25 protein-coding genes are annotated in these 25,421 nt (G+C 65.8%); 9 read left to right on the top strand and 16 right to left on the bottom strand.

The genetic code is table 11. From position 1 onward, the window contains the following. Positions 1-202 precede the first annotated feature (202 nt). Together AC6H0R_RS06335 and AC6H0R_RS06330 are read left to right on the top strand one after the other, a co-directional pair. Positions 203-1,111: an ABC transporter substrate-binding protein gene (locus AC6H0R_RS06335; RefSeq protein WP_497580502.1), complete on the top strand. Its 909-nt coding sequence runs from the start codon at positions 203-205 to the stop codon at positions 1,109-1,111. Further along, on the top strand, positions 1,108-3,042 hold the full coding sequence (locus AC6H0R_RS06330; protein WP_497580501.1) for a PhnD/SsuA/transferrin family substrate-binding protein: 1,935 nt from the start codon (positions 1,108-1,110) through the stop codon (positions 3,040-3,042). Before AC6H0R_RS06335 ends, AC6H0R_RS06330 begins: the two co-directional genes overlap by 4 nt. A 1-nt stretch (position 3,043) precedes the next feature. Here AC6H0R_RS06330 and AC6H0R_RS06325 read toward each other — a convergent pair whose 3' ends face one another. Both AC6H0R_RS06325 and AC6H0R_RS06320 read right to left on the bottom strand, forming a co-directional pair. Further along, positions 3,044-3,607 carry a thioredoxin family protein gene (locus AC6H0R_RS06325; RefSeq protein WP_497580500.1) on the bottom strand — a complete coding sequence of 188 codons (564 nt, stop codon included), beginning with the start codon at positions 3,605-3,607 and terminating at the stop codon, positions 3,044-3,046. A 3-nt stretch (positions 3,608-3,610) separates the two neighbouring features. After that, positions 3,611-3,898, bottom strand: a complete 288-nt coding sequence (locus AC6H0R_RS06320; protein WP_497580499.1) for a hypothetical protein — start codon at positions 3,896-3,898, stop codon at positions 3,611-3,613. A gap of 156 nt (positions 3,899-4,054) precedes the next feature. Here AC6H0R_RS06320 and AC6H0R_RS06315 point away from each other — a divergent pair, with 156 nt between their 5' ends. From AC6H0R_RS06315 to AC6H0R_RS06300, 4 genes are read left to right on the top strand one after another with little or no spacing between them, the layout of a single operon-like run. Then, the gene (locus AC6H0R_RS06315) at positions 4,055-5,197 is read left to right on the top strand and encodes an efflux RND transporter periplasmic adaptor subunit (protein WP_497580498.1); all 1,143 of its coding nucleotides are present in this window, start codon (positions 4,055-4,057) and stop codon (positions 5,195-5,197) included. 4 nt (positions 5,198-5,201) lie between these two features. After that, a complete protein-coding gene (locus tag AC6H0R_RS06310; RefSeq protein ID WP_497580497.1) occupies positions 5,202-5,897 on the top strand; it encodes an ABC transporter ATP-binding protein in 696 nt (231 codons plus the stop codon). Then, positions 5,894-7,099 carry an ABC transporter permease gene (locus tag AC6H0R_RS06305; RefSeq protein WP_497580496.1) on the top strand — a complete coding sequence of 402 codons (1,206 nt, stop codon included), beginning with the start codon at positions 5,894-5,896 and terminating at the stop codon, positions 7,097-7,099. Before AC6H0R_RS06310 ends, AC6H0R_RS06305 begins: the two co-directional genes overlap by 4 nt. Then, a complete protein-coding gene (locus AC6H0R_RS06300; RefSeq protein WP_497580495.1) occupies positions 7,096-8,295 on the top strand; it encodes an ABC transporter permease in 1,200 nt (399 codons plus the stop codon). The genes AC6H0R_RS06305 and AC6H0R_RS06300 overlap by 4 nt, the downstream gene beginning before the upstream one ends. Position 8,296: 1 nt before the next feature. On the opposite strand, the gene AC6H0R_RS06295 is transcribed toward AC6H0R_RS06300, so the two are convergent. From AC6H0R_RS06295 to tpx, 7 genes are all read right to left on the bottom strand, one after another. Further along, a complete protein-coding gene (locus AC6H0R_RS06295) occupies positions 8,297-8,920 on the bottom strand; it encodes a pyridoxamine 5'-phosphate oxidase family protein (protein ID WP_497580494.1) in 624 nt (207 codons plus the stop codon). Between the two features lie 2 nt (positions 8,921-8,922). Further along, on the bottom strand, positions 8,923-9,813 hold the full coding sequence (locus AC6H0R_RS06290; RefSeq protein ID WP_497580493.1) for a LysR substrate-binding domain-containing protein: 891 nt from the start codon (positions 9,811-9,813) through the stop codon (positions 8,923-8,925). A 66-nt stretch (positions 9,814-9,879) separates the two neighbouring features. Next, positions 9,880-10,290, bottom strand: coding sequence for a hypothetical protein (locus tag AC6H0R_RS06285; protein ID WP_497580492.1), 411 nt, complete (start codon positions 10,288-10,290; stop codon positions 9,880-9,882). Positions 10,291-10,305: 15 nt separating this feature from the next. Continuing rightward, complete coding sequence (locus tag AC6H0R_RS06280; protein ID WP_497580491.1) at positions 10,306-13,410, bottom strand: efflux RND transporter permease subunit; 3,105 nt, start codon at positions 13,408-13,410, stop codon at positions 10,306-10,308. Next, positions 13,407-14,489, bottom strand: coding sequence for an efflux RND transporter periplasmic adaptor subunit (locus AC6H0R_RS06275; protein WP_497580490.1), 1,083 nt, complete (start codon positions 14,487-14,489; stop codon positions 13,407-13,409). Before AC6H0R_RS06275 ends, AC6H0R_RS06280 begins: the two co-directional genes overlap by 4 nt. A 92-nt stretch (positions 14,490-14,581) precedes the next feature. Beyond that, positions 14,582-15,586, bottom strand: a complete 1,005-nt coding sequence (locus AC6H0R_RS06270; RefSeq protein WP_497580489.1) for an adenosine deaminase — start codon at positions 15,584-15,586, stop codon at positions 14,582-14,584. A gap of 129 nt (positions 15,587-15,715) precedes the next feature. After that, positions 15,716-16,216, bottom strand: a complete 501-nt coding sequence (tpx, locus tag AC6H0R_RS06265) for a thiol peroxidase (RefSeq protein WP_497580488.1) — start codon at positions 16,214-16,216, stop codon at positions 15,716-15,718. 141 nt (positions 16,217-16,357) lie between these two features. On the opposite strand from tpx, the gene AC6H0R_RS06260 reads away from it, so the two are divergent. Genes AC6H0R_RS06260 through mobA form a run of 3 tightly spaced genes read left to right on the top strand, consistent with a single transcriptional unit; the run spans position 16,358 to position 18,973 of the window. After that, the gene (locus AC6H0R_RS06260; protein WP_497580487.1) at positions 16,358-17,533 is read left to right on the top strand and encodes an MFS transporter; all 1,176 of its coding nucleotides are present in this window, start codon (positions 16,358-16,360) and stop codon (positions 17,531-17,533) included. A gap of 28 nt (positions 17,534-17,561) precedes the next feature. After that, complete coding sequence (locus AC6H0R_RS06255; protein WP_497580486.1) at positions 17,562-18,389, top strand: formate dehydrogenase accessory sulfurtransferase FdhD; 828 nt, start codon at positions 17,562-17,564, stop codon at positions 18,387-18,389. Then, positions 18,386-18,973, top strand: a complete 588-nt coding sequence (mobA, locus tag AC6H0R_RS06250; RefSeq protein ID WP_497580485.1) for a molybdenum cofactor guanylyltransferase MobA — start codon at positions 18,386-18,388, stop codon at positions 18,971-18,973. Before AC6H0R_RS06255 ends, mobA begins: the two co-directional genes overlap by 4 nt. A gap of 40 nt (positions 18,974-19,013) precedes the next feature. Here mobA and AC6H0R_RS06245 read toward each other — a convergent pair whose 3' ends face one another. The 7 genes from AC6H0R_RS06245 to AC6H0R_RS06215 all read right to left on the bottom strand — a co-directional run bounded on the left by AC6H0R_RS06245 (position 19,014) and on the right by AC6H0R_RS06215 (position 25,413). Next, positions 19,014-19,529: a DUF6505 family protein gene (locus tag AC6H0R_RS06245; protein ID WP_497580484.1), complete on the bottom strand. Its 516-nt coding sequence runs from the start codon at positions 19,527-19,529 to the stop codon at positions 19,014-19,016. A 103-nt stretch (positions 19,530-19,632) separates the two neighbouring features. Then, positions 19,633-20,712 carry a formate dehydrogenase subunit gamma gene (locus tag AC6H0R_RS06240; protein ID WP_497580483.1) on the bottom strand — a complete coding sequence of 360 codons (1,080 nt, stop codon included), beginning with the start codon at positions 20,710-20,712 and terminating at the stop codon, positions 19,633-19,635. A gap of 10 nt (positions 20,713-20,722) precedes the next feature. Next, positions 20,723-20,914 carry a hypothetical protein gene (locus AC6H0R_RS06235; RefSeq protein ID WP_497580482.1) on the bottom strand — a complete coding sequence of 64 codons (192 nt, stop codon included), beginning with the start codon at positions 20,912-20,914 and terminating at the stop codon, positions 20,723-20,725. A 73-nt stretch (positions 20,915-20,987) separates the two neighbouring features. Further along, the gene (gene fdh3B, locus AC6H0R_RS06230; RefSeq protein WP_497580481.1) at positions 20,988-21,575 is read right to left on the bottom strand and encodes a formate dehydrogenase FDH3 subunit beta; all 588 of its coding nucleotides are present in this window, start codon (positions 21,573-21,575) and stop codon (positions 20,988-20,990) included. A gap of 28 nt (positions 21,576-21,603) precedes the next feature. Further along, on the bottom strand, positions 21,604-24,483 hold the full coding sequence (locus AC6H0R_RS06225; RefSeq protein ID WP_497580480.1) for a formate dehydrogenase subunit alpha: 2,880 nt from the start codon (positions 24,481-24,483) through the stop codon (positions 21,604-21,606). Positions 24,484-24,531: 48 nt separating this feature from the next. Next, entirely contained in the window at positions 24,532-24,741 is a 210-nt protein-coding gene (locus tag AC6H0R_RS06220; protein ID WP_497580479.1) for a twin-arginine translocation signal domain-containing protein, read from the bottom strand. Positions 24,742-24,804: 63 nt separating this feature from the next. Then, complete coding sequence (locus tag AC6H0R_RS06215; RefSeq protein ID WP_497580478.1) at positions 24,805-25,413, bottom strand: TorD/DmsD family molecular chaperone; 609 nt, start codon at positions 25,411-25,413, stop codon at positions 24,805-24,807. Positions 25,414-25,421 lie beyond the last annotated feature (8 nt).

Genomic DNA, 25,421 nt, shown 5'->3' with positions numbered 1-25,421 from the left:
GCGAAAATCATGCTCAAACAGTTACTTGCGTCATGGCAGCAAAACCCTGACCGGCGCGGCCCGCGGAAAATCGCACATTCGCGGCCCGAAAGCGCCCTGAGTGCGCCGGAAATTGCGTTGGCTCAAGCCAATTTGTGCAGGTGCAAATTAAAATCCCGGAATGCTTAGACGTTCCTTCCTGACCGGCCTCTGCAGCGCAACGATGCTCGCCGCCCTGCCGGGCTGCAAGCCTGTGCGACCTCTCGCCATCGGCATTCACCCATGGCCCGGTTATGAGCCACTGTATCTGGCCGAACATTTTGGCTGGATGCCTTCGACTGTTGCGCTGCACAAAGCACTTAGCGCCAGCGAATCCCTCGCCGGCCTGCGCGATGGCTCACTCGACGGCGCAGCCCTGACCCTGGACGAAGTGCTCGGTGCGCGCGTCGAAGGTCTTCCGCTGTCTGTGATTCTGGTCATGAATGAGTCGGTCGGTGCCGACGTGGTGATGGCGCGTGCCGACATCGCTGACCCGGCCGAGCTGCGTGGCCGGCGCATCGCGGTCGAGCGTTCGGCAGTCGGCGGCATTGTGCTGCGCAAACTGCTCACGGCCGGCGGGTTGCAGGAGACCGACGTGACGCTGGTAGATCTACCACACGATCGCCAGCTCGCCGCCTGGAGCGAGGGCCGGGTCGACGCCGTCATCACCTACGCGCCGACCGACGCCCTGATCGAGCGCGCCGGGGGACAGCGCATCTACGACAGCCGCCAGTTTCCGGGCACGATCTTCGATGTGCTGGCAGTTCGCAATGACCGCATGCGCTGGCAGAACAGCTGCATCCGCGACCTGATCACCGCACATCTGCGCGGGCTCGAGCACCTGCGCGTCAGCCGCGACGACGCTACACGCCGCATCGCCGCATGGCGCGGACTGAGCCTGGATGAAACCCTGCGTGCGGTTGCCGGGCTGGCGCTGCCCGATCTGGCGCAGAACCGCCGCATGCTGGCCCCAGACGGCACGGTACAGCGGGCTGCCGGGCATCTCTCCAGCATGCTCCCGAACCGTCCTTCCACCGCGCTCGATGATCTCATCGACGCGAGCTTTCTACCCGACAAGGCGCCGCAGACATGAAAAGGCAACTCACCGGTTTCCTTGCCGCACTGTTGCTCGCCGCGCCGGTGGCTGCCGAAGCGGCGCAGAAGCTCGTGCTCGGCGTATTCGCGTTCCGCCCCAAGCCGGTCATGATCGAGCGCTACCAACCGCTGGCCGACTACCTCAGCGCACAGTTGCCGAACGCCACGGTCGAATTGCGGGTGCTGGAGCAGGACGAGCTCGAGCAGGCGATGGCGCAGCATCAACTCGACCTGGTACTGACCAACCCCAGCCACTACCTCATCGTGCGCAGCCGCGACAGCCTCGGCGGAGTGCTGGCCACCGTCATCAGCCGCGAGGACGGGACGCCGATCGAATCCCTCGGCGGCGTGATCATCGCCCGCGCCGATCGCGCGGACCTGGCCGCGCTGACCGATCTGCGCGGACAACGCGTCGGCATTCCGGGTTTGCGCTACCTCGGCGGCTACCAGACCCAGGCGCTGGAACTGCTCGATGCCGGAATCGATCCGGAACGCAGCCTCCGGCCGGTGGTGCTGGGGCGTCACGACAGCGTGGTCAGCGCCGTGCTGGACGGCAAGGTCGACGCCGGCTTCATCCGCACCGGCATTCTCGAGAGTCTTGCCGCCGCGGGCCAGCTCGACCCGTCCGACCTGAAAGTCATCAACCCGCAAGCACTCGCCGGCTTCCCCTACGCCATCTCTACCCGCCTGTATCCGGAATGGCCATTCGTTGCGCTGTCGACAGTCGATCACGATCTGGTCCGTCGCATCACGACCGCCCTGCTGACGCTGCAGCCGGAACATCCAGCCGCGCAGGCGGCGCATATCGGCGGCTTCGCCCCGCCGGCAGACTACCTGCCGGTAGAGCAGCTCGCCCGCACGCTGCGCATGCCGCCCTACGACGCCGCACCCACCATCGCACCACGCGACATATGGGAGCAGTACTGGCCCTATCTGGCCGCGGGAGCGCTGGCCATTCTGGTGATCTCTGCGCTGCTGATGCAGCTCTCGCGCCGCAACCGCCAGCTCGTGCACCTGGTGCGCGAACGCGACCTCGCCCAGTCCGGGCTGGAACTGGCGGCCAGCGTGTTCTCGCATGCGCGGGAGGGCATCCTCATCACCGATGCCGCCCAGCGCATCCTCGACGTCAACGATGCCTTCACACGGCTCACCGGCTACTCGCGCGGGGAAGCCGTCGGCAACACCCCGCAGATCCTGCATTCGGCCCGCCAGAGCGAAGGCTTCTACGCCGCGATGCAGACTAACCTCATCGAGCACGGCTACTGGGAAGGCGAGATCTGGAGCCGCTGCCGCTCGGGCGAGGAACGCGCCCACCTGCTGACCGTGACCGCGGTACGCGGGCCGGACGACGCGGTATCGCACTTCGTCATGCTGTTCATCGACATCACACGACAGAAGGAGGTTGAGGCCCAGCTCAAGCGCAACGCGCATTACGACGCGCTCACCGGCCTGCCCAACCGCGTGCTGCTGGCCGACCGGCTCAACCACGCCATGGCCCGCGCCCGCCGTGGCGACCGCCAGCTCGCGCTGGCCTATATCGATCTGGACGGCTTCAAGGAAGTGAACGACTGCTACGGCCATCAGGCCGGTGACCACCTGCTGGTGGTACTGGCCGAGCGCATGCGCGCAACGCTGCGTGAGAGCGACACCGTGGCGCGCCTGGGCGGTGACGAATTTGTCACCGTCATGGCCGACCAGACCGATCAGACCGCCAGCATCGCGCTGGTCCAGCGCTTGCTCGAAACGCTGGGCGCGCCGGTGCCGTATCAGGGCGAGATGCTCCGGGTGTCGGCCAGCATCGGACTGGCCTTCTTCCCGCTGCAGGCATCCATGGACGCCGACCAGTTCCTGCGTCAGGCCGATCAGGCGATGTATCGCGCCAAGCTCTCGGGCAAGAACCGCTTCCACGTCTTCGGCCCGGAGGCCTGATTCAGCGAGGGGTCTTCCACTTGATGTTGCAGCCGATGCCGGGCTTCTGCTGCGTCGACACCGGCAAGCCCGCCAGTACGGCATCCGCTGCGGCGCGCAGATCCTGACCCGAGGGCGCAATGTCATTGCCCGGACGCGCATCGTCGAACTGACCGCGATAGACCAGCCGGCGCGAAGCGTCAAACAGGAAGAAGTCCGGCGTGCACGCCGCACGATAGGCCCGCGCGACGTCCTGGCTGGCATCGTGCAGGTAGGGAAATACGTAGCCGAAGCGCGCCACCTCTTCCTTCATTCTTTCCGGGCTGTCGGCCGGGTGGGTGGCCGCGTCATTGGCGTTGATCGCGATAACCGCCAGGCCGCGCGGCAGATAGTCACGCCCGAAGCGCGCAAGCTCGTCGCGGATCAGCTGGACGTAGGGGCAGTGGTTGCAGATGAAGGCGACGAGTATGGCGTCAGCCGTCGCATAGTCATCGAGCGCCACCAGATTGCCGGTGGCCGGTTCAGGCAGGCGGAACGCCGGGGCCGGCGTTCCGAGCGGCAACATGGTCGATTCGACCAGTGCCATGGCTCAGTCGCCGGACGGCAAGGCCGGCTCCCAGTGCATCGAGTAGGGCCGCTCTTCCGGTCGCACGGACAGGTCGAGTTCCTCGTTGCTGGTCTGCTCCGGATCAAACCCGGGGGGCGGCGTCTGCGGCTGGTACTGGATGGCCTGCGCAATCACCGGCACGTCCGTCGCCGGTGGGGCCGGGCGGAAAACGTTCTGGTGAATGACGAACAGCACGGCCGTGACCAGAAAGAAATGATTCGCCAGGCGCAGCCAGCGTCGGGGATCGAGGTTCTTGTCTCGGGTTTGCATGGCGGCCTCGGTATATTCGTGTCGGGACAATTGTCATCCGACGGCGCTGGCCAGCGCAAGTTCCGCATCTCTTTGATCCAACGCAAAGATATTGCGCACTGCGCTTGTGCGCCGCAGCGCCGCGCGCGATCATCAGTTCCGGAGGATCCCGTTGCCATGGCAGCCCTGCGCAAACTCGCCGTCGCCACCACCCTCGCCGCTCTGATTGCAGCAGTGCTGTGGTGGACAACGCGCACGCCCCCGCTGCCGGTGCGGCTGGCGACGGTGGATACCGGCACGGTCGAGGCGATCGTCGCCAACACGCGCGCCGGCGAGATCGAAGCCTGCCAGCGTACCCGGTTGTCGACCATCGTAGGCGGGCGCATCGACTACCTCGGCGTTGAGGAAGGCGACCGCGTTGAGGCCGGGCAAGTGCTGTTGCGTCTGTGGAGCGAGGACAACAGCGCGCGACTGGCCGTCAACCACGCTCAGCTCGAGGCCGCGCGCGGACGCGTCACCGAGGTCTGCGACATGGCCGACAACGCCGAGCACGACGCGGTGCGCCAGCGCGCGCTGTTTGGATCGGGCTTCGTGTCGGCCGCGCGCGTCGAGCAGGCCGACACCGAGGCACGCGCGCGCCGCGCCGCCTGCCGCGCCGCCGAGGCCGATGCCCGCACCGCCGAGGCACAGATCGCCGCCACCACCACCGACCGCGAACGCAGCGTGCTGATCGCGCCCTTCGCCGGCACCGTGGCCAAGATCACCGGCGAACTGGGCGAGTACTCGACCCCGTCGCCGCCCGGCGTACCGACGCCGCCGGCAATCGACCTGATCGACGATTCCTGCCTGTACGTACGCGTGCCAATGGACGAGATCGATGCGCCCCGCATCCACCCCGGCCAACGCGCCCGCATCCGACTCGACGCACTGCCCGGCGAGGTCTTCGACGGCCGCGTCACACGCGTCGCGCCCTACATCTCGGCCGTCGAGCGCCAGGCGCGCACCGTGGACGTCGATGTAGCGTTCGCAGACCCGGACCGTGTGCGCGGCCTGCTCGTCGGCTACAGCACCGACGTCGAGATCGTGCGCGACGTGCGCGACAACGTACTGCGCGTGCCAACTGCGACGCTGCTCGAAGGCAACCGCGCCTACGTCTACCGCCCCGACGACGGCAGGCTGTCACTGCGCTCGGTCGAGACCGGACTGGCCAACTGGCAATACACCGAGGTGCGCGACGGACTGGCCGCGGGCGAGCGCGTCGTCGTCTCGCTCGAGCGCGCCGGCCTGAATGAGGGCGTGCGTGTCGTGCCCGAGGAGTAAGGTCATGGCGACGCAGGCCGCCCAGATCGAGTTGGCCGGCATCGAGCGCATCTTCCATGTCGGCGACGCCACCGTGCATGCGCTGCGCGACGTGACGCTGACCATCCACGCCGGCGAATACCTGTCCGTGATGGGGCCGTCCGGCTCGGGCAAGTCCACACTGCTCAATCTGCTCGGCCTGCTCGACCGCCCGGATTCGGGCAGCTACCGCCTCGAGGGCCGCGACGTCACGACGCTGACACCCGACGAGCAGGCCGCAGTGCGCAGTCGGCGCATCGGTTTCGTATTCCAGAGCTTTCACCTGGTGCCGCGCCTGACCGCCGCCGAAAACATTGCGCTGCCGCTGATGCTGGCCGGCGTCGCGCCGAAGGATCGCGCCGCGCGCGTGACCGAAGCATTGCAGCAGACGGGCCTGGCCGCTCGCGCCGACCACCGGCCCGAGGAGTTGTCCGGCGGCCAGCGCCAGCGCGTGGCCATCGCCCGCGCCACGATCATGCGTCCGGCCCTGCTGCTGGCCGACGAACCCACCGGCAACCTCGACCGCGCCACCGGGAACGAGGTCACCGAAGTACTCGAAGCACTCAACGCCGAAGGCGTCACCCTGCTGGTGGTCACGCACGACCCCGCCCTGGGCGCGCGTGCGCGGCGACGCATCCGTATGGAAGACGGCGCCGTGGTCGCCGACGAGGCAGCATCGTGACGCCGCGCGACACGCTCGCCTTCTCGCTGCGCGCGGCCGCCGGCAATCGCCTGCGCAGCATGCTGATGATGCTCGCAATGGCCATCGGCGTAGCCTCGGTGGTAGTCCTCACCGCACTCGGCGACGGCGCACGACGTTACGTCATCGACGAGTTCTCGGCACTGGGTGCGAACCTGCTCATCGTGCTGCCGGGACGCAGCGAGACCGGCGGCGTGGGGCTGGGCACTCTGGTCACCAGCACGCCGCGCGACCTCACCGTGGACGATGCTGACGCGTTGCGCCGTCTGAGCACCGTGGTGCGCGTCGCGCCGCTGTCGGTGGGCACCTCGGAGATCGCCTGGAGCGGGCGCCGACGTGACGTCACCGTGATGGGCACGACTGCCGACTACCTCGCGCTGCGCGGCTTCACGATGGCCCAGGGACGCTTCCTGCCTCAAGCCGACGCGCGTCGCGCCGGCGCTGTAGCGGTACTGGGGGCGAGCCTGCGCGACGAAATGTTCGGCGCCGAGAGCGCCATCGGCCGCAGCGTTCGCGTCGGCGACCGTCGGCTGCGCGTGATCGGCGTCATGGAGCGCGCCGGCGCCGGCCTGGGCATGACCACCGATGAGTTGCTGATCGTGCCGGTGGCTACCGCGCAGGCGATGTTCGACACCAACACGCTGTTTCGCGTGCTCGTCGAAGCGCGCTCGCGCGACGCGCTCGCCGGCGCCCAGATGGCCATCGAAGACCTGCTCGCGCAACGGCGCGGCGAACTGGACGTGACCGTCATTACGCAGGACGCGGTCCTCGGCACCTTCGACCGCATCCTCACCACGCTGACACTGGCAGTGGCCGGAATCGCCGCCATCAGCCTGGCGGTGGCCGGTGTGCTGGTCATGAACGTGATGCTCGTCGCAGTCACGCAGCGCACCGCCGAGATCGGCCTGCTCAAGGCACTGGGCGCGAGCACGCGCGCGATCCGCGCGGTGTTCCTGGTCGAAGCCGCGCTGCTATCGACCGCCGGTGCGGCGCTCGGCGTGGCGCTGGGGCATGGCGGCGCATGGGCCGTGCGCGCGGCGTTTCCGCTGCTGCCGGCGTGGCCGCCGGACTGGGCGGTAGCGGCGGGGCTGGGCACGGCCCTGGCAACCGGTGTGGTTTTCGGCGTACTGCCGGCGCGTCGCGCTGCGCAGCTGGACCCGATCCGGGCGCTGGCCAGACGATGAACGCGGCCGACTTCCTGCACCTGACGCTGCGCTCGCTCGCCGCCCACCGACTGCGCAGCGCCCTGACGCTCGCCGGCATCGCGGTGGGCATTGCCGCGGTGATCCTGCTCACGTCGCTGGGCGAAGGCCTGCACCGCTACGTGCTGCACGAATTCACGCAATTCGGTACCAACATCGTGCAGATCACGCCGGGCCGGCGCGAAGCCAGTGGCGGGCCGCCCGGCCTGCCGTCGAGCGCACGACCGCTGACGCTGGACGACGCCGCGGCGCTCGCCCGCCTGCCCGACGTGACCGGCTCGATTCCGGCCGTATCGGGCAATTCCGAGGTGCGCGCCGGCGCGCGCGTGCGCCGCACCATGGTGCTGGGTACGGGCGCAAGCATGGATCGCGTGTTCTCGCTGCCGGTGGCCAGCGGCCGCTTCCTGCCCGACGAGGACGCCGGTAGCGCGCGCGCCGTGGCGGTGCTCGGCGCGAAACTCGCGCGCGAACTGTTCGGCGACGCCAGCGCGCTGGGCGAGCGCGTACGCGTCGGTGACGAGCGCTACCGCGTGATCGGCGTGATGGCCTCCAAGGGCCAGTTTCTCGGCTTCGATCTGGACGACATGATCTACATTCCGGCTGCGCGCGCACTGGCGCTGTACGACCGCGAGGGTCTGATGGAGATCAACCTCGCCTACCGCGAGGGCACCGACCCGGCGCGTATCGCCGAATCCGCACGCGCGCTGCTTGCCGCGCGCCACAGCCAGGACGACGTGACCGTTCAGACCCAGGAGGACATGATCGCAACGCTGTCGAACATCCTCGATATTCTTACCGCGGCAGTCGGCGCGCTGGGCGGCATCTCGCTGCTCATCGGCGGAGTGGGCATCGTCACCATCATGACCATCGCGGTGTCCGAACGCACCAACGAGATCGGCCTGCTCAAGGCGCTGGGCGCCCGCGGGCGCACCATCCTCGGTCTGTTCCTGGGCGAGGCAGTGGTGCTGGCCGCGATAGGCGGCGCGCTGGGGCTGGTCGCCGGCATCGGCATCGCGCAACTGGCGGCGCTGTTGCTACCGGCACTGCCGGTGCATACCCCCTTGGCCTTCGTGGTCGCAGCCGAGGCGATAGCGGTGGTGATCGGCGCAATTGCCGGCGTCGTGCCCGCCAGCCGTGCCGCGCGTCTGAACCCGGTGGAGGCCTTGCGAGCCGAATGACTCAGTAAAGCGTATCGCGCTGACGCATGGGCAGAGCCAGATCGTAGCGCTGCGCATCGACTTCACCGCCGGTCAACGCGTCGAGGATATGCCCCGGGCTGGGTACGCGCGCCTTCGCCTCTTCCGCAGGCTGGTTCCACAACCCTGAGCGGGCGATCGCACGGGCGCACTGGAAATACACACGCTCGACCGACACCACCAGCACGCAGCGCGGCGGCTTGCCGTGCATGGCGAAACGTTCGAGCAGCGCCGGCTCGGTGCTGATGCGTGCGCGGCCGTTCACGCGTAACGTTTCGCCGACACCGGGAATCAGGAACAGCAGTGCGATGCGCGGATCGTGCACGAGGTTGCGCAGCGAATCGACGCGGTTGTTGCCGCGCCGCTCCGGCAGCAGCAGCGTGCGCGCATCCTCCACCGCCACGAAGCCGGCCGGATCACCGCGCGGCGAGGCATCCAGGCCGTCCGGCCCGGACGTCGCCATGATGAAGAAGGGCGAGGCCTCGATCATCTGCGCGTACAGCGGGTGGATGTGGTCGATCTCCTTCTTCAGCGAAGGCGCAGCAACCGCGCCGAACAGCGCATCCAGCTGCGCTTCGGTGGTGATGGTGTGGGCGTCGTCGTGCATCGTCATCGTCCTGTCGAAGGTTCCAACAGCAATGCTTCAAAGGCCAGCGCAGCGTGGCTGACCGGGCGTTGCGGCAGGCGCATGCGATAGAGCTGTCGCAGCAGCGGGCCCTTCTGCGGCAACACGCGGTGCACACGGCCGAGAGCAAGTTGATCGCGCGCGCAAATGCGCGGCACCAGCCCGAGGCCGACGCCCGCCGCGACCGTCTGCACAATGGCCTCATTGCTGCCGACTTCAATGGTCTGCGGCGCCACGATGCCCAACCCGGCCAGCACCGAATCGGTGGCTTCCCGGCTGCCCGAGCCGCGCTCGCGCACCACCCACAGCTGTTCCGCCAGCGCGGCCGGGTCGATCATGCGGTCGGACGGCAGATCGTCGGTGCGTGCGACGATCACCACCATCTCGTCCTCGCGCCACGCGCGCGTCTCGAAGCGCGGGTCCGCCACCGGCCCCTCGACCAGCGCCACATCAATGCGGCATTCCAGCAGTTCCTCGGCGATGTGCGCCGTATTGGCGCTGACCAGGCGCAGCGCGATGCCCGGATAGCGCTCGTGAAACCGCGCCAGATAGGGCGGCAGCCAGTAGGTCGAAATGGTCGTGCTGGCGCCGATCACAAGTTCGCCGCGGTCCAGCGCGCCGAACGAACGGATCACCTCGTCGGCCTCGCGCTCCAGCGCGAAGATGCTGCGCCCGTAGTCGTACAACAGCCGCCCCGGCTCACTCACCTCGAAGCTGCGCCCCTTGCGCTCGAGCAACAGGGTGTCGAGCTGTGCTTCAAGTTCGCGCAAGCCCTTGGAGACAGCGGGCTGGCTGATGTCGAGCGCTTCTGCGCCGCGCGAAAAACTCCCCGCGTCCACCACGGCAACGAAAATACGGAGCAGATTGAAATTCATCAGGAAAACCGCCGAGATGCTGAGCCAGTACGCATTGTCGCACCGACCCCACGACGACCAACGCGCTCATATGCGCCCGTCGGAGCGCGATCGACGCCACAGCAGCGTAGCGATGCGGGCCAGCGCAATGAATTCAAGCAGCAGGATGGCCGACCCCACGCCCTGAACCAGCAGGCCGGGAGGCCCGAGCAACATGCTGACGCTGTCCGCGCCGATCGATACCAGTGCATAGGCTGCCGCAAAGCGCGTGCTGATCAGCGCCATCAGCAGCAGCCACACGAACAGCGCCAGCGCGACCGAAAACAGCTCGATCAGGCGCGAGAACATGTAGGGCTCGTACAGCACTTCCCAACGCACGGCCGCAAGCACTGAAGCCAGCACCATCAGCGCAAACACCGGCGGCCAGCGCTGCGGCAGGCCCGTGCCGGGATGGCGCAGGGTCAGCAGCAACCAGATATGGCAGACGATGGCTCGCATGCGGGCTCCGGTGCGTCAGCGCGGGGCCATTTCCGCCTCGAGGCGGTGTTTGATGTCGTCCGGCGAGCCGGTGTTGCGCGCCAGCAGTTCGTAGAACAGCGGGATGACGAACAGCGTCAGCACGGTCGACAGGGCCACGCCGAACAGCACGACAACGCCGATCACCTGACGCGTTTCGGCGCCGGCGCCGGAAGCCAGGATCAGGGGCACGGCGCCGGCGACGGTGGTGATGCCAGTCATCAGGATCGGACGCAGGCGGATCACCGACGCTTCGACGACGGCGTCGTGGAATTCACGCCCTTCGTCGCGCAACTGGTTGGCGAACTCGACGATAAGAATGCCGTTCTTGGCCGCCAGCCCGATCAGCATGATCAGTCCGATCTGGCTGTAGACGTTGAGCGTACCGCCGGTCAGCCACAGTCCGAGCAAGCCGCCGCCGACGGCAAACGGCACGCCGAGGATGATCACGAACGGATGCACCCAGCTTTCGAACTGCGCCGCGAGCACCAGGAAGACCACCAGCAGACCGAGCAGGAAGATGAAATCCATGGAGCCGCTGGACGTCTTGAAGTCGAGCGACTGACCGCGGTAGTCGATGACCACGTTCTCGGGCAGGCTCTCTCGCGCCAGCCGTTCGAGGTGATCGAGCGCCACGCCCAACGGCAGGCCGTCGGCCAGACCGGCGCTGATGGTGATGGCGCGCACGCGGTTGTAGCGGTTGAGCGCGCGTGAATCGGCGAAGTCCTCGAGTTGCACGACGTTGGACAGCGGAATCAGCTCACCCGAGCGGTCCGAGCGTACGTAGAGGTTCTCCAGCGCTTCCGGACTGCGTTGCGTGCCGCGTTCGCCTTCGACGATCACGTCGTACTCGCGTCCGTTGTCGATGTAGGTGGTGATGCGACGCGAGGCGAGCATGGCTTCGAGCGTGCGGCCGATGCCGTCGACGGTCACGCCCAGTTCGGCGGCGCGTGCGTAGTCGATCTTCACCTCAAGCTGGGGCTGGGTTTCCTTGTAGTCCCAGTCGAGTTCGGTGAGGCCGGGGTTGTCGGCCTCGATGGCTTTGAGCAGCGTGTCGCGCCACTGCGCCAGCTCCTCGTAGCTGCCGGCACCACCGATGACGAACTGCACCGGATTGCGCGTCTGCCCGCCGAAGCCCTGACGCATGATCACGCTGGTGCGCACACCCGACAGGTCAGCGAGCTTGCCGCGCACCTCGGCCATGATCTCTTCGGCCGGGCGGCGTTCGGCCCAGTCGGCCAGCACCGCAATCACCAGGCCGATGTTGTAGACCGGGGCGTCATTGCCGCCACGCGGCGAGTTCACCAGCAGGCGCTCGACCTCGCCGCGCTCGACGTAGGGCAGCATGCGCTGCTCGATCTCGCCCATGTAGTCGGCCATCATGGCGTGCGTGGCGCCCTCGGGGCCGGTGACCTGCACGAAGAACACGCCTCGGTCTTCGCGCGGCGCGTATTCCGCATCCAGCTGGGTGTACAGCAGGCCCAGCACCGCGAACAACACGGCAAGACCTGCCAGCGCGATCCGGCGGTGCGCCAACATGCTGCGCAGCGCCACGGCGTAGCGGCGGCGCAGGGCATTCACGATGCGGTCAACGATCTGCACGATGCGATGGTTGTCGTCGCGCGGGCGCAGCAACTTGGACGCCAGCATCGGCGACACCGACAAGGCCACAAAGCTCGAAAACACCACGGCCGCCGCCATGGTCAGCGCGAACTCGGAAAACAAGCGGCCGATATCGCCCTGAAGAAAGGAGATCGGCACGAACACCGAGATCAGCACCAGCGTGGTCGAGATCACCGCGAAGGCAACCTGACGCGACCCGCGGAAGGAGGCCACCAGTGCCGATTCGCCGTATTCGTCCATGCGACGGCGGATGTTCTCAAGCACGATGATGCCGTCGTCCACCACCAGGCCGATGGCGAGCACCAGTGCCAGCAGCGTGAGTAAATTCACCGAGAAGCCGAACAGCGCCAGGGCGATGAAGGTGGCCACCAGCGAAACCGGCACCGCCACCGCTGGCACCAGGATGGCGCGCGCGCTGCCGAGGAACAGGAAGATGACCAGCACCACCAGCACGGTGGCAATTGCGAGGGTGGAGTACACCTCGCGCACCGCGCCGGCGATGAACACCGAGGAATCGAAGCTGGGCTCGATGGACATGCCTTCAGGCAGCGTGCGGTTGAGCTGCTGCACCTCGTCGCGCACGCCCAGGGCCACATCCAGCGTGTTGGCGGTGGATTGCTTGATGATGCCCAGACCGACCATGGGATCGCCATTGCCGCGGAACAGGCTGCGGTCATCGATGGTGCCGCGCTCGACGCGTGCCACATCGGCCAACCGCACCAGATAACCATCGTCCCCCCGGCTGACGACCAGCCTGGCAAAATCCTCTGCGTTCTGGAACTCGCGCGCAACGCGCACCGTGAACAGCCGCGTGCGCGATTCGATACGCCCGGCCGGCAACTCGATGTTGTCGTTGCGCAGCGCGCTCTCGACATCGGCCACGGTGAGCTGACGCGCCGCCAGCGCATTGCGGTCGATCCACACGCGCATGGCGTAGCTGCGCGCACCGCCAATCCGCACGCGCGCCACACCATCGGCCACCGACAGGCGGTCGACCAGATAGCGCTCGGCAAAATCGGTGAGCTCGGCAACGCTGTGACGATCGGAGGTGAAATTCCACCACACGATCACGTCGGCATCGGCGTCCACGCGCTGGATCTCGGGTGCGTCGGCCTCGACCGGCAGGCGCTCGATGACGCGCGAGACGGCATCGCGCACGTCGTTGGCGGCCGCCTCGATGTCACGGCTGATGGAAAAACGCAGCACCACGTCGGATTCACCGTCGCGGCTGCGCGACTCGATGTATTCGATGCCCTCGATGCCGGCCACGGCCTCTTCGATGGGCTCGGTGATCTGCGTCTCGATCACGGTCGCCGCAGCGCCCGGATAGTTGGTCTCGATCGCCACCACCGGCGCATCAATGTCGGGATACTCGCGCAAGGGCAACTGCTGGTAGGCCATCAAGCCGAAGATCACCAGCAGCAGCGCCAGTACGGTTGCCAGTACCGGCCGTTTGACCGAGACGTCGGAGAGGATCATTTCGCGGCCCCGGCAGGCAGGGCCAGCAGCTCGGCCAACGGTCGGCTGCCGTCGTCGACGGCGCGGATGCGCACCGCGTCACCATCCGCGAGCCGGAACGCGCCATGCGTGACGACGCGTTCATCCCCCGTCAGGCCGTCGCGGATCTCCACCATGCCGGGCATGCGCGTGCCCAGCTGCACTACGCGTCGTTGCGCGCTCAAGGCGTCGCCCTGGCCGGCCACGACAAACACCGAATGCTCGCGTCCACGCGTCAGGATGGCCTCCTCTGGCAACACCCGGGCATCCCGCTCGTTGGCGGACAGGCCTAGCGTCATCAGCATGCCGGGGCGCAACTTGCGGTCGACGTTGGGCAGCAGCGCGCGCACCCGAAAGGCGCGCGTGACCGGATCGACTTCATTGCCGACGCTCACCACTTCACCCCGGAACACATCGGCGGGGTAGGCGCGGCTGCGGGCCTCGATGCGCAAACCCGGCTCGATCACGGAGATGAACAACTCGGGCACGGTGAAATCAAGCTTCATCACCGAGTCGTCGTGCAGCGTGGTGATCACCATGCCGGGCGTCAGCAGCGATCCGACCGAGACGTTGCGCAAGCCCACGATGCCGTCGAACGGGGCAGTGATACGACGGTCACGCAGGCGCGCATCGGTCGCCGCGAGGCGTGCCTGCGCGGTGGCCAGCTCGCGCCGGCGCTGATCGAGCAGGGCCGCCGAAGCCGTACCGCGGCGCGCCAGATCCTGCACGCGATCAAACTGCCGGCGTGCCTCGTCCTGCGCGGCCAGCGCCTCGGAGCGCTCAGCCTGCTGCTCGCGGCTGTTCATCACCACCAGCACATCCCCGGCGGCAACGCGCTGGCCGTCGTTGAAACGGATCTCGGCAATGGTGTCGGTGGTGGTTGCCGTCAGCTCGGCCGATTCGTTGGCGCGCAGCGTGCCGAGCGCCTCGATGTTGTCGGCGATGCGCATTTCGCGCACCTGCGTGACGATGACATCAAGACCCTGGGCCTGGACCGCGACGGGCAACAACAGCGACGCTGCAACAAGCGCGCACGCCAGGGAAATGCGTAATCGAAACATGTGAGGTAACCAGGCGGATGACCGCAAAACGCGGCGAACGGATTGCTGACAGGCTGGGAACCGCGTGGTTCCGCCCTGTGTGGAAATCCCCCTCATGCCGGAATCGCGTCCAGACGGACCAGCCAGGGAGCACGTTCGGCCTCCGAGACAAAGCTGGCCTCCAGACTGTTGCGCGCCACGCGCGCCAGCTCGGCACGGCTCAAGCCCAAGGCAGTGGCCGTATCGAGGTAATTCTTGGCAACATACCCGCCGAAGTAGGCCGGATCGTCGGAATTGATGGTGAGTTTCAGCCCGGCATCGAGCAGACGCTTGAAATTGTGGTCTTCGAGACGATCGAACACACACAATTTGACGTTGGACAGCGGGCATACGGTCAGCGGCATCTGTTCACGCGCCAGTCGCGCCACCAGCGCCGCATCGGCATCGCAGCGCACGCCATGGTCGATGCGCTCGACCTTCAGCACGTCCAGCGCCTCGACGATGTATTCGGGCGGCCCTTCCTCACCGGCATGGGCAACGATATGCATGCCCAGCTCACGGCAACGCGCGAACAAACGCGCAAACTTGGCCGGCGGATGGCCCTGTTCGGACGAATCCAGCCCGACGCCGTGGATACGCGACAGATGTGGCAGCGCCTGTTCCAGCGTATCGAATCCATCCGCCTCGGACAGGTGGCGCAGAAAACACAGGATCAGCCGTGAGCTGATGCCGAAACGCTGCTGCGCATCGCGGCAGGCCCGCTCCAGACCATCCAGCACGGTCTCGAAGGCGATACCGCGCTCGGTATGCGTCTGCGGGTCGAAGAACAGTTCGGCATGCACTACGCCGTCAGCGTGGGCGCGCTCGAAATAGGCGGCGGCCAGATCGAAGAAATCCTGCTCGGTCACCAGTGCCGCCGCGCCGGCGTAGTAGAGGTCAAGAAAGCTCTGCAGATCGGAGAAGTCATACGCAGCGCGGACTTCCTCGACGCTGGCAAACGGCAGTTTGATCCCGTTACGGCGGGCCAGCGCGAACATCAATTCGGGTTCCAGCGTGCCTTCGATGTGCAGGTGCAGTTCGGCCTTGGGCAGGGCACGGATATAGTTTTCGAGATCCATGGCGGCTCCTGTGGATTCTGGGTGCGACGAGTCCCGCAAGAATAGGATGCATTCCCGAAACTGTGGGACATCAGGCCAAAAAAACGGCGGGCCGAAGCCCGCCGTCCTGTTCGCACGAAAGCGCGCGAATTACTTCAGCACGGCCAGCGCAGCAGCGTAGTCCGGCTCGTTCTTGATTTCGGAAACCAGCTCCGAGTGCAGGACCTTGTTGTTGGCGTCGAGCACGACCACGCCGCGGGCGGTCACGCCGGCCAGCGGGCCGGAGGTGACGGCCACGCCGTAGTTCTTCATGAATTCGGCGCCGCGCATGGTCGACAGCGGCACGACGTTCTCGAGGCCTTCAGCCACGCAGAAACGCTTGGCAGCGAACGGCAGGTCAGCCGAAACCACCAGCACGACGGTGTCGGCCAACTTGGAGGCTTCTTCGTTGAACTTGCGGGTCGAGGTGGCGCAGGTCGGGGTGTCCAGGCTCGGGACGATGTTCAGCACCTTGCGCTTGCCGGCATAGGTGTCGAGCGTGACATCGCCGAGCTTGCCGTCGACGAGCGAGAAAGCGGGGGCGGTATCACCGACCTTCGGGAAATTGCCGGCGACGTCGATGGGATTGCCCGCGAGGGTAACTTGGCTCATGAGGAGTTCTCCATTGCTGAGGGGGTGGATCGCAGCTGTGATTATTGGGTACTTCGCCGCGCTAAACTGCCGCAGAGTGTAGCACTTCGTACCGGACGGAAAGAATCACCGGCACACCCTGAAACCCTTCGGAGCGGGCCCATGCACGGCAAGGCGGGTACCTGGCTACTCAACATCGGTCATGCCATTGACCACATGTTCCTGCTGATCTTCGCCACCGCGGTGACGTCGATCGCGGCCGATTTCGGTCTGGCGCGCTGGGAAGACCTGATGCCGTGGGGGACGCTGGCGTTTTTCCTCTTCGGCATCGGCTCGCTGCCGGCCGGGCGGCTGGGCGATCTGTGGGGGCGCCGCCCGATGATGATCGTGTTCTTCGTCGGCATCGGCGCGGCGGCGATTGCCACCAGCCTCGCGCGCACTCCGTTCGAGATTGCAGTCGCTCTGGGGCTGCTCGGAGCCTTCGCTGCGATCTACCACCCGGTCGGCATTCCGATGCTGGTGCGCGGCAGCAAGCGGCCGGGCTGGACGCTGGGCGTCAACGGACTGGCCGGCAATCTCGGCGTGGCATTGGCGGCGGTGGTCACGGGCGTTCTGGTGAAATATCTGGGCTGGCGCGCGGCCTTTGCCATTCCCGGCGTGATCGCCATCGGCTGCGGGATTGCCTTTGCCGTGCTCGTACGCGACGACGCACTGCCGCCGGCGCGCCGCAAGCCGTTGCAGGCCGACGTGCCGAGAGGCATGTTCGTGCGTCTGTTCCTGGTCATGACACTCGCCGCAACCAGCGGCAGCCTGCTCTTCAACTTCTCGACCAACGGCAACTACGAGCTGCTGCGCGAACGCCTGGCCGCCGTCACGGCCGACCCGGCCACGCTGGGCCTGTTGCTGGCGGCGGTGTATGCGGTGGCTTCCGTCGCACAGCTGGTGGTCGGCCGGCTGATTGACCGTTTCCCGCTCAAGCCGCTGTATCTGTCGGTGATTGCGGTGCAGATTCCGCTGCTGGCGCTGGCGGCCTTCGCGGAGAGCTGGCTGCTGTATGCGCTGCAACTGCTGTTCATGATCGCGATCTTCGGCGCGATCCCCTTCACCGAAGCCATGATCGTGCGCTACGTGGACGACAGCATGCGCTCACGCGTGGCCGGCATGCGGCTCACGGTGTCCTTCGGCGCCAGCTCGGCGGCGGTCTGGCTGCTTGGCCCGCTGGTGGCACAGGCCGGCTTTTCCGCCTTGCTGTTGTTGATGGCGGCCATTGCGTGCTGCACCTTGTTCACCGTGGCCTGGCTGCCACCGGCCCCCGCACAGCAAGGCCAGCTAGAATGAAGGCCTTGTTTCCGTTCAGGCTGTACCCATGACCACGCCCGCACGTCGCCCCCTGCTGAGCCAGGCCAGCCGGCCACTGACCATCGAGATTCCCGCGTGGAACGAGCACGGAGAGGAGGTCCCCACCTCGATCTCCGGTGAGAACCCGCTGACCATCTACGTCGACAAGTGCGAACTGGTGACGCTGATGACACTCGGCGCCGCGCCCGAAGCGCTGACCATCGGCTGGCTGCGCAACCAGCGGCTGGTCGACAGCCTGGATGAACTCGCCTCGGTACAGGTCGACTGGGACGTGGATGCGGTGTCCGTCACGACCCGCAACGGCCTGAAAAACGCCGAGGAGAAGATGTCCTCGCGCACGGTCACCACCGGTTGCGGTCAGGGCACGATGTTCGGCGATTTGATGGACGAGATCGACGCCATCCACCTGTCGACCACGCTGAACTTTTCGCAGACGCAGCTCTATGCGCTGATGGACGCCGTGCGCAAGCACGACTCGATCTACAAGCAGGCCGGCGCCGTGCATGGTTGTGCGCTGGCGCAGACCACCTCCGAGGGTTGCGAGATCCTGATGTTCTTCGAGGACGTCGGCCGTCACAATGCCGTCGACGCCATTGCCGGACAGATGTGGCTGGACGGCCTCAATGGTGGCGACAAGATTTTCTACACCACCGGCCGGCTGACCTCCGAGATGGTCATCAAGACCGCGCAGATGGGCATCCCGGTGCTGGTTTCGCGCTCGGGCCTGACGCGCATGGGCTGGGAGATCGCAAGGCAGGTCGGGCTGACCATGATCGGCCGGGCGCAAGGCAAGCACTACCTGTTGTTCACCGGCGAAGAGCGATTCACGCGATGAGCACGAATGCGAAGATCACCGGCGTGCTGCTGGCCGGCGGACAGGGCAGCCGCATGGGCGGCGTAGACAAGGGACTGGTCGAACTGCGGGGCCGGCCGATGGCTGCCTGGGTGCTCGAACGCCTGGGCCCGCAAGTGGATGAACTGCTGATCAATGCCAACCAGAATGCCGAACGCTACGAGGCCTTCGGCTATACGGTATTCCCGGACGAGATCGGCGGCTTTGCCGGCCCGCTGGCCGGCCTGCATGCGGCGCTGTCACGCGCCAGCCATCCGCTGGTGGTCACGGCGCCGTGTGACTCGCCGTTTCTGCCGGAGGATCTCGTATCGCGCCTGAAGGCCGGACTGGACGCCGCCGGCGCTGATCTGGCCGTGGCCAAGACCTTCGATCAGGCACATCCGGTGTTCTGCCTGTGCAAGCGCGAAGTGCTGCCGCATCTGGCAGATTTTCTGGAAGCCGGCGGACGCAAGATTGATCGCTGGTACGCCACGCTGAAAATCGTCGAGGTGAACTTCGACGACCAGGAAGACGCCTTCCGCAACATCAACACGCGCGACGAACTGGGCGAGTTCGACCGCAACTGACCACAGCGCCTGCTCTGCGGGAGCGCTTGCCCCCGCATGCTCAGACCTTGTTGTCGCTCTCCGGAAACATGTCCCAGATCCGCACCTGACCGGTGTGCCCTTCCCAGTCAGCAGCCTGCTGACGCTGCTGCACACGCTTGAAGGATTCGTGTATTTCGCCGTTCTCGGTATCACGCTCGACGGTGAGCAGGGTTCCGACGGGGTGTTCGCACAGCCCCGAGGCGTACTCCACTTCCTGACGGGCAACCGGCAGGGCCTCAGCCAATGAGGGCGCACCGAAACGTTCGACCAGGAATTGCGCGAGCTTGGTCAGGCTGGCCTCGTACTGCTCGTCACTGACTTCGACAATGCGCACCACCGTAGCCCAACCAAAACTGTCCAGCCCGAGAAAGCCGTGACGGAAGGACTGCGCAGCCTTGCCGGTGAGCGTCGCGGGATCTTCTTCCGCGAAGGCGAAGACGAACGAACCGGTAACGGCCGGCTCACCGAGCTGTGCTGCCTTTGAATACACGCGCTCGTCGGTATCGTCCAGGCGGGCCACTTCGAGAAACTTCATTGTTTGCTCCAACACAGTGTTGCTGCCGGCAGGGTGCCGCAGAAACTGAAACGGGCGACCGGTTTCCCGGCCGCCCGGCTACGGCTCCCGCCGCATTCTGAACTCAGTGACTGGGCTGGCCGACCGCGCCAGCACCGGAGGAGGACGCGTCTTCAGCCGGTACCGGCTTGACGCCCTTGGCGAGCTCCTCTTCCAGCCACAGGTCGTGGTGCTGTTTGGCCCAATTGACGTCCACACGGCCGGTGGTCATGCCTTCCAGCGCGCCCTCGGTTCCCAGCGTGCCGATGTAGGCGTGGCCGAAGAAGAAGCCGATCCAGATGATCGCGGCAATCGCGTGGATGCCCTGCGCCAGCGCCATGTCACTGCGCGTCTGACCCCACAGCGGGAAGTCCAGAATCACGCCCGAGACGCTCACGAGAATGCCCAGTGCGAACACGCCGACCCAGAACCACACCTTCTCGCCGCCGTTGAGCTTGCCGGCAGAGGGGTGGCCCTTGCCGATCATGCCGCCGCCTTGCTTGAACCAGGCGATATCGGTGGCGTTGGGGATGTTGTGACGCGCCCACAGCAGGATCATCAACAACAGACCGACCGAGAATGCCGGGCCGAGGTAGTTGTGGATGTTCATCGCGATGCCGGCCCACCAGGCGAAGCCTTCTGCACCCATCACCGGAATCAGGACGTATCGACCGAAGAGCATCGAAAGCCCGGTGATCGTGAGCAGCACGAAGGAAATCGCGACGAACCAGTGCAGCACGCGTTCGTAGGCCTTCCATCGCTCAATGGTCATCCCCGCTCGCCCGTGGTCGAGCTTGGCGCGTCCGGCCACGAGGAAGAACAGCGCGATCAGGGCAAGTACACCGCCCATGAACCAGCCACCCCATTCAACCAGCGGGCCGGTACGGAACTGGCGCCAGATGTCTCCGCTGTTGTTCATCATGGTGTTGGTGACGTACGGCCCGGTCTGTGCGGTGTAGCCGGCCTGACCTTCGCGCGCTTCACGCCACATGTCGGAACGCGGGTTGTCGCCGCCTTCGCCAAACGCGGCGGTGTTGCTGCCCGACTGCGCCATGACGTAGCCGATCGACGGCAAAGCCATCGCCAGCGTCACGATGGCCAGCAGGCTCCACAGCATGGAACGCCAGCGGCGACGCTGCGGACTGACGGTTTTCGAATCATTCATGACGGGGCTCCTAACGGTCGGTGTGCGCGACCAGCGCACGCTGTCGCAGCGGCTCGGCGCGACGATCCGCGGCTTCCTTGGTCGCCGTTTCGTCTTTCTTGCCCTTGTACACGCCGGGTTCGTGCACGGTCACACCGGAATCACAGGCCGTCAGCGCCAGGGCGCCAACTGCCAATGCCAAGAGCAGTGATTTGTGCGGCATGGTCTCGCTCCTTATAGGTTTTAGCGGGTTGCGCACGGCGCCCGTGTGGAGCGCCGTGCGTACTGCCGTCTACTCAGGCCGCGCCGTACGCAGCCTGCCAACCCCAGGTTTGCGGACGACCACCGCGGCGCATCACGCGCTGGCGGTAGATGTCTGCAACCACGTCACCATCACCGGCGAGCAGTGCCTTGGTCGAGCACATCTCGGCACACAGCGGCAGCTTGCCTTCGGCGATCCGGTTGGCACCGTACTTGGTCAGCTCCGCATCGGAGTGGGCGTCTTCCGGACCGCCTGCGCAGAAGGTGCACTTGTCCATCTTGCCGCGCACGCCGAATGCGGTCTGCTTGGGGTACTGCGGCGCTCCGAACGGGCAGGCGTAGAAGCAGTAACCGCAACCGATGCACAGGTCCTTGTCGTGCAGCACGATGCCGTCGGCGGTGGTGTAGAAGCAGTCCACCGGGCAGACCGCCGCACAGGGCGCATCGGTACAGTGCATGCACGCCACCGACACCGACTTTTCACCCGGCATGCCATCGTCCATGACGATGACGCGACGGCGGTTAACCCCCCAGGGCACTTCGTGCTCGTTCTTGCACGCAGTGACGCACGCCTGACATTCGATGCAGCGCTCCGCGTCACAGAGAAACTTCATTCTGGCCATCTTGGCTCTCCTCTATCTCGTTCCGCGGTTATGCGGGCATCACACGGCAAAGCGTGGTCTTGGTTTCCTGCATCATCGTCACCGCGTCGTAACCGTAGGTGGTCGCCGTATTGGTCGACTCGCCACGGGTGTAGGGCGCGGAACCCTCGGGGTATTTCGCCAGCAGGTCCTGACCCTGGAAGTGACCGCCGAAGTGGAACGGCGTGAACACCGTGCCGCGTCCGACGCGGTTAGTCACCAGAGCCTTGATGCGGATCTTTCCGCCTTCCGGACCTTCCAGCCACACCATCTGGCCATCCTTGACGTTGGCGTTGTTGGCGTCGGCCGGGTTGATCTCGACGAACATATCCTGCTGCAGTTCGGCCAGCCACGGGTTCGAGCGGGTTTCCTCGCCACCACCTTCGTACTCGACCAGACGGCCGGAGGTGTGAATGAGCGGGAATTCGCCCGAGTAGTCCTTGGCCTGCACCGATTTCCAGCGCGTCGGCAGGCGGTAGAACACCTTGCGGTCCTCGTAGGTCGGGAACTCGGCAGCCAGATCGTGACGCGGCGTGTACAGCGGCTCGCGGTGAATCGGGATCGGGTCGGGGAAGTTCCACACGTGGGCGCGCGCCTTGGCGTTGCCGAACGGGTGGCAGCCATGCGCCATGACCACGCGCTGGATGCCGCCCGACAGGTCGGTGGTCCAGCTCTTGCCTTCGGCCTCGACCTTCTCTTCGGCTGTGAGGTCATCCCACCAGCCAAGCTGCTTGAGTAGATCCGCGGTGAATTGCGGATAGCCGTTCTGGATCTCGGCACCCTTGGAGTAGGAGCCTTCCGCCAGCAGGGTGACGCCATCGCGCTCGGTACCGAAGGAGTTGCGGAAGTTGCCGCCGCCTTCCATCACGTGCTTGCTGGTGTCGTACAACACATGCGTACCCGGGTGCTTGAGCTCCGGCGTGCCGTAGCACGGCCAGGGCAGGCAGTAGGTCTCGCCATCAAGCGGCCCGCCGGTGGCCTTGAGCGTCATCACGTCGAAGTGGGCCTGATTGGCCATGTGCTCCTTGAGGCGCTCCGGGCTCTGGCCGGTGTAGCCGATAGTCCAGGTACCGCGGTTGATCTCGCGCAACACCGACTCAGGGGTCGGCATGTTGTTGACGATCTCGTAGTTCTTGAACATCTCGTCCGCGAAACCGAGCTTCTTCGCCAGCAGATAGGCGATTTCGGCATCTGGCTTGTGCTCGTAGAGCGGCGCGATGACCTGCTCACGCCACTGGATCGAGCGGTTCGATGCGGTCACCGAGCCGGCCTGCTCGAACTGCGTCGCAGCCGGCAGCAGGTAGGTGTTCTCCTTGCGGTCGTGCAGCACGGCAGACACCGTCGGATACGGGTCGATGATGACCAGCAGGTCGAGCTTCTCGAAAGCGCGCTTCATTTCCGGTCCGCGCGTCTGCGAGTTCGGCGCGTGGCCCCAGAACATGGCCGCGCGGATGTTGTCCTTCTGCGCAATGTTGGCCTTGTCTTCGAGAACACCGTCGATCCAGCGTGACACCGTGATACCACCGGTGTTCATCTGCTTGACCTTGCCGCCCTTGCCGTCGTCGTACTCTTCCTGGTCAAAACGCGCCTTGAGCCATTCGTAGTCAACACCCCACACGCGCGACCAGTGCTTCCAGCCGCCTTCGGCGAGCGGGTAGTAGCCCGGCAGGTTGTCCGGGTTGGGGCCGACGTCAGTCGCGCCCTGCACGTTGTCGTGACCACGGAAGATGTTGGCGCCACCGCCTTCCTTGCCGATGTTGCCAAGCGCCAGCTGCAGGCAGTTGTAGGCACGCACGTAGTTGCTGCCGATGGTGTGCTGCGTACCACCCATGCACCATACGAAGGTGCCGGGGCGGTTCTCGGCCAGCGTCTTGGCAACTTCAAGCAGCGCATCGCCGCCCACGCCGGTGACCCGCTCGACTTCCGACGGGGTCCATTTCTTCACTTCCTCGCGCACCTTGTCCATGCCATAGACGCGCTGGGCGATGTATTCCTTGTCTTCCCACTGGTTCTCGAAGACGTGGTACAGGATGCCCCAGATCAGCGCCACGTCGGTCCCGGAGCGGAAACGCACGTAGATGTCCGAGTGCGCGGCCGTGCGTGTGAAGCGCGGGTCCATGACGATCAGCTTGGCGCCCTGTTCCTTGGAACGCAGGATCATCTGCATCGCCACGGGGTGCGCCTCGGCGGCGTTCGAGCCACACATGATGATGCTCTTGGCCTTGAGCATGTCGTTGTACGAGTTGGTCATCGCACCGTAGCCCCAGGTGTTGGCAACCCCTGCAACCGTGGTGGAGTGACAAATACGCGCCTGGTGGTCGCAGTTGTTCGAGCCCCAGAAGGCTGCGAACTTGCGCTGCAGGTACGAGCCCTCGTTGTTGGCCTTGGACGAACCGGCGAACCACAAGCTGTCCGGCCCGGACTCTTCACGCAGGGCCAGGATTTTGTCGCCGATCTCGTTGATCGCCTGCTCCCAGCTGATGCGCTCCCACTTGCCTCCAACCATCTTCATCGGATACTTGATCCGGCGCTGGCTGTGGCCGTGGTTACGCAGTGCAGCACCCTTGGCGCAGTGTGCGCCAAGGTTGATCGGGCTATCAAACGCCGGCTCCTGGCCGATCCACACGCCGTTCTGCACTTCGGCGATGGTGGAACAGCCGACCGAACAGTGACCGCAGATGGTCTTGACCTTCTTGATCTCGGCCTTGGGGTCGATGCTGCGCGCTGCCTTGGCCTTCTTGACCATCGTGCCCGGCACGATGCCGGCGACCGCAACACCCCCGACAGCCAGACCGGAACCGCGCAGGAAATTGCGGCGGGTCACGGTCTTGCCGAGCAGGCCGGCACCCAGGGGGGCAGACGCCGTTCCGTTTTTCTTGACCAATTTCATGGTTTCTCTCCTCGCTGTTGGCTACGGCGGCCTAACGCCGCGCCCAGCCTAGAATTGCGCCTTGTTGTAGTAGTCGCGAATGTGCTGTGTCTCGTGATAGCCGGTCGCCGCAGCCTCGGCAGGCGCCTCGGCCTCCACCGGCGCAGCCGAGGCCTGGCCAATCGTCGCCACAACCGCTACACCGCCCCCGGTCAATGCCATCGATTTCATGAACTTGCGACGGGATTCAACCCCGGCCGTATCGTCTTTTCTGTTCATCTCCGACTCCTCTTGTCGTAACCCCGTTGCGGCAATGTCGCCGCCACTGCTCTGGTGGCCGGCTTACGCCGACATTGCATAAAACCGCCGCTCCAGCGTCATGAACGCTGAACCGAGCGCCGCCACTGCGCGGTAGAAATCCGCGCTGGGCGCCTTGTCGATATCCTCGAAAAGTCGCCCCATCCAGTTGTCGACATGGCGTTCGAAGATTTCCTTCTGCCAGTCGAAATCGACGTCCTCATCGAGGACGACAAATCCCATGATTTCGCACACCGCACCGGCGTGATCCTCGGTCTCGTGGCTATCTTCGCGCCGCTCGATGCCGAGCCGCAGCAACTCATCGCGCAACAGCACCAATGGCCGCGAAGCAATCGATTCGTCGAGGTACCACGACGAGTACGGCGTGACCTCGCCGCTGCCGACACCGATGAACAGGGCCTGGTATTCCTCGGCAAGCCTGGCGTCATCGGCAGTGCGCGCAGCCTCGGCCAACCGGCCCCAGGCCTCGCTGATGGCATCGCCATGGCGCGTCTCGGCACCGATGGCGATCATGCGTTCGCGCAATTGACCGTCGGGCGGCGCCATCAGCAAGCGGCCAAGCAGCGTCCAGGTGCCGGCACGCAGCATGTCGACATCGGTATCGCGCGGCGTTTCAACGGTGTTTTCAAGCATTTCGCGTC

The sequence above is a fragment of the Pseudazoarcus sp. NS36 genome, from assembly GCF_059703705.1.
Note: the sequence above shows the minus strand (reverse complement) of the source record. Positions and strands in the feature narration are given on the sequence as shown.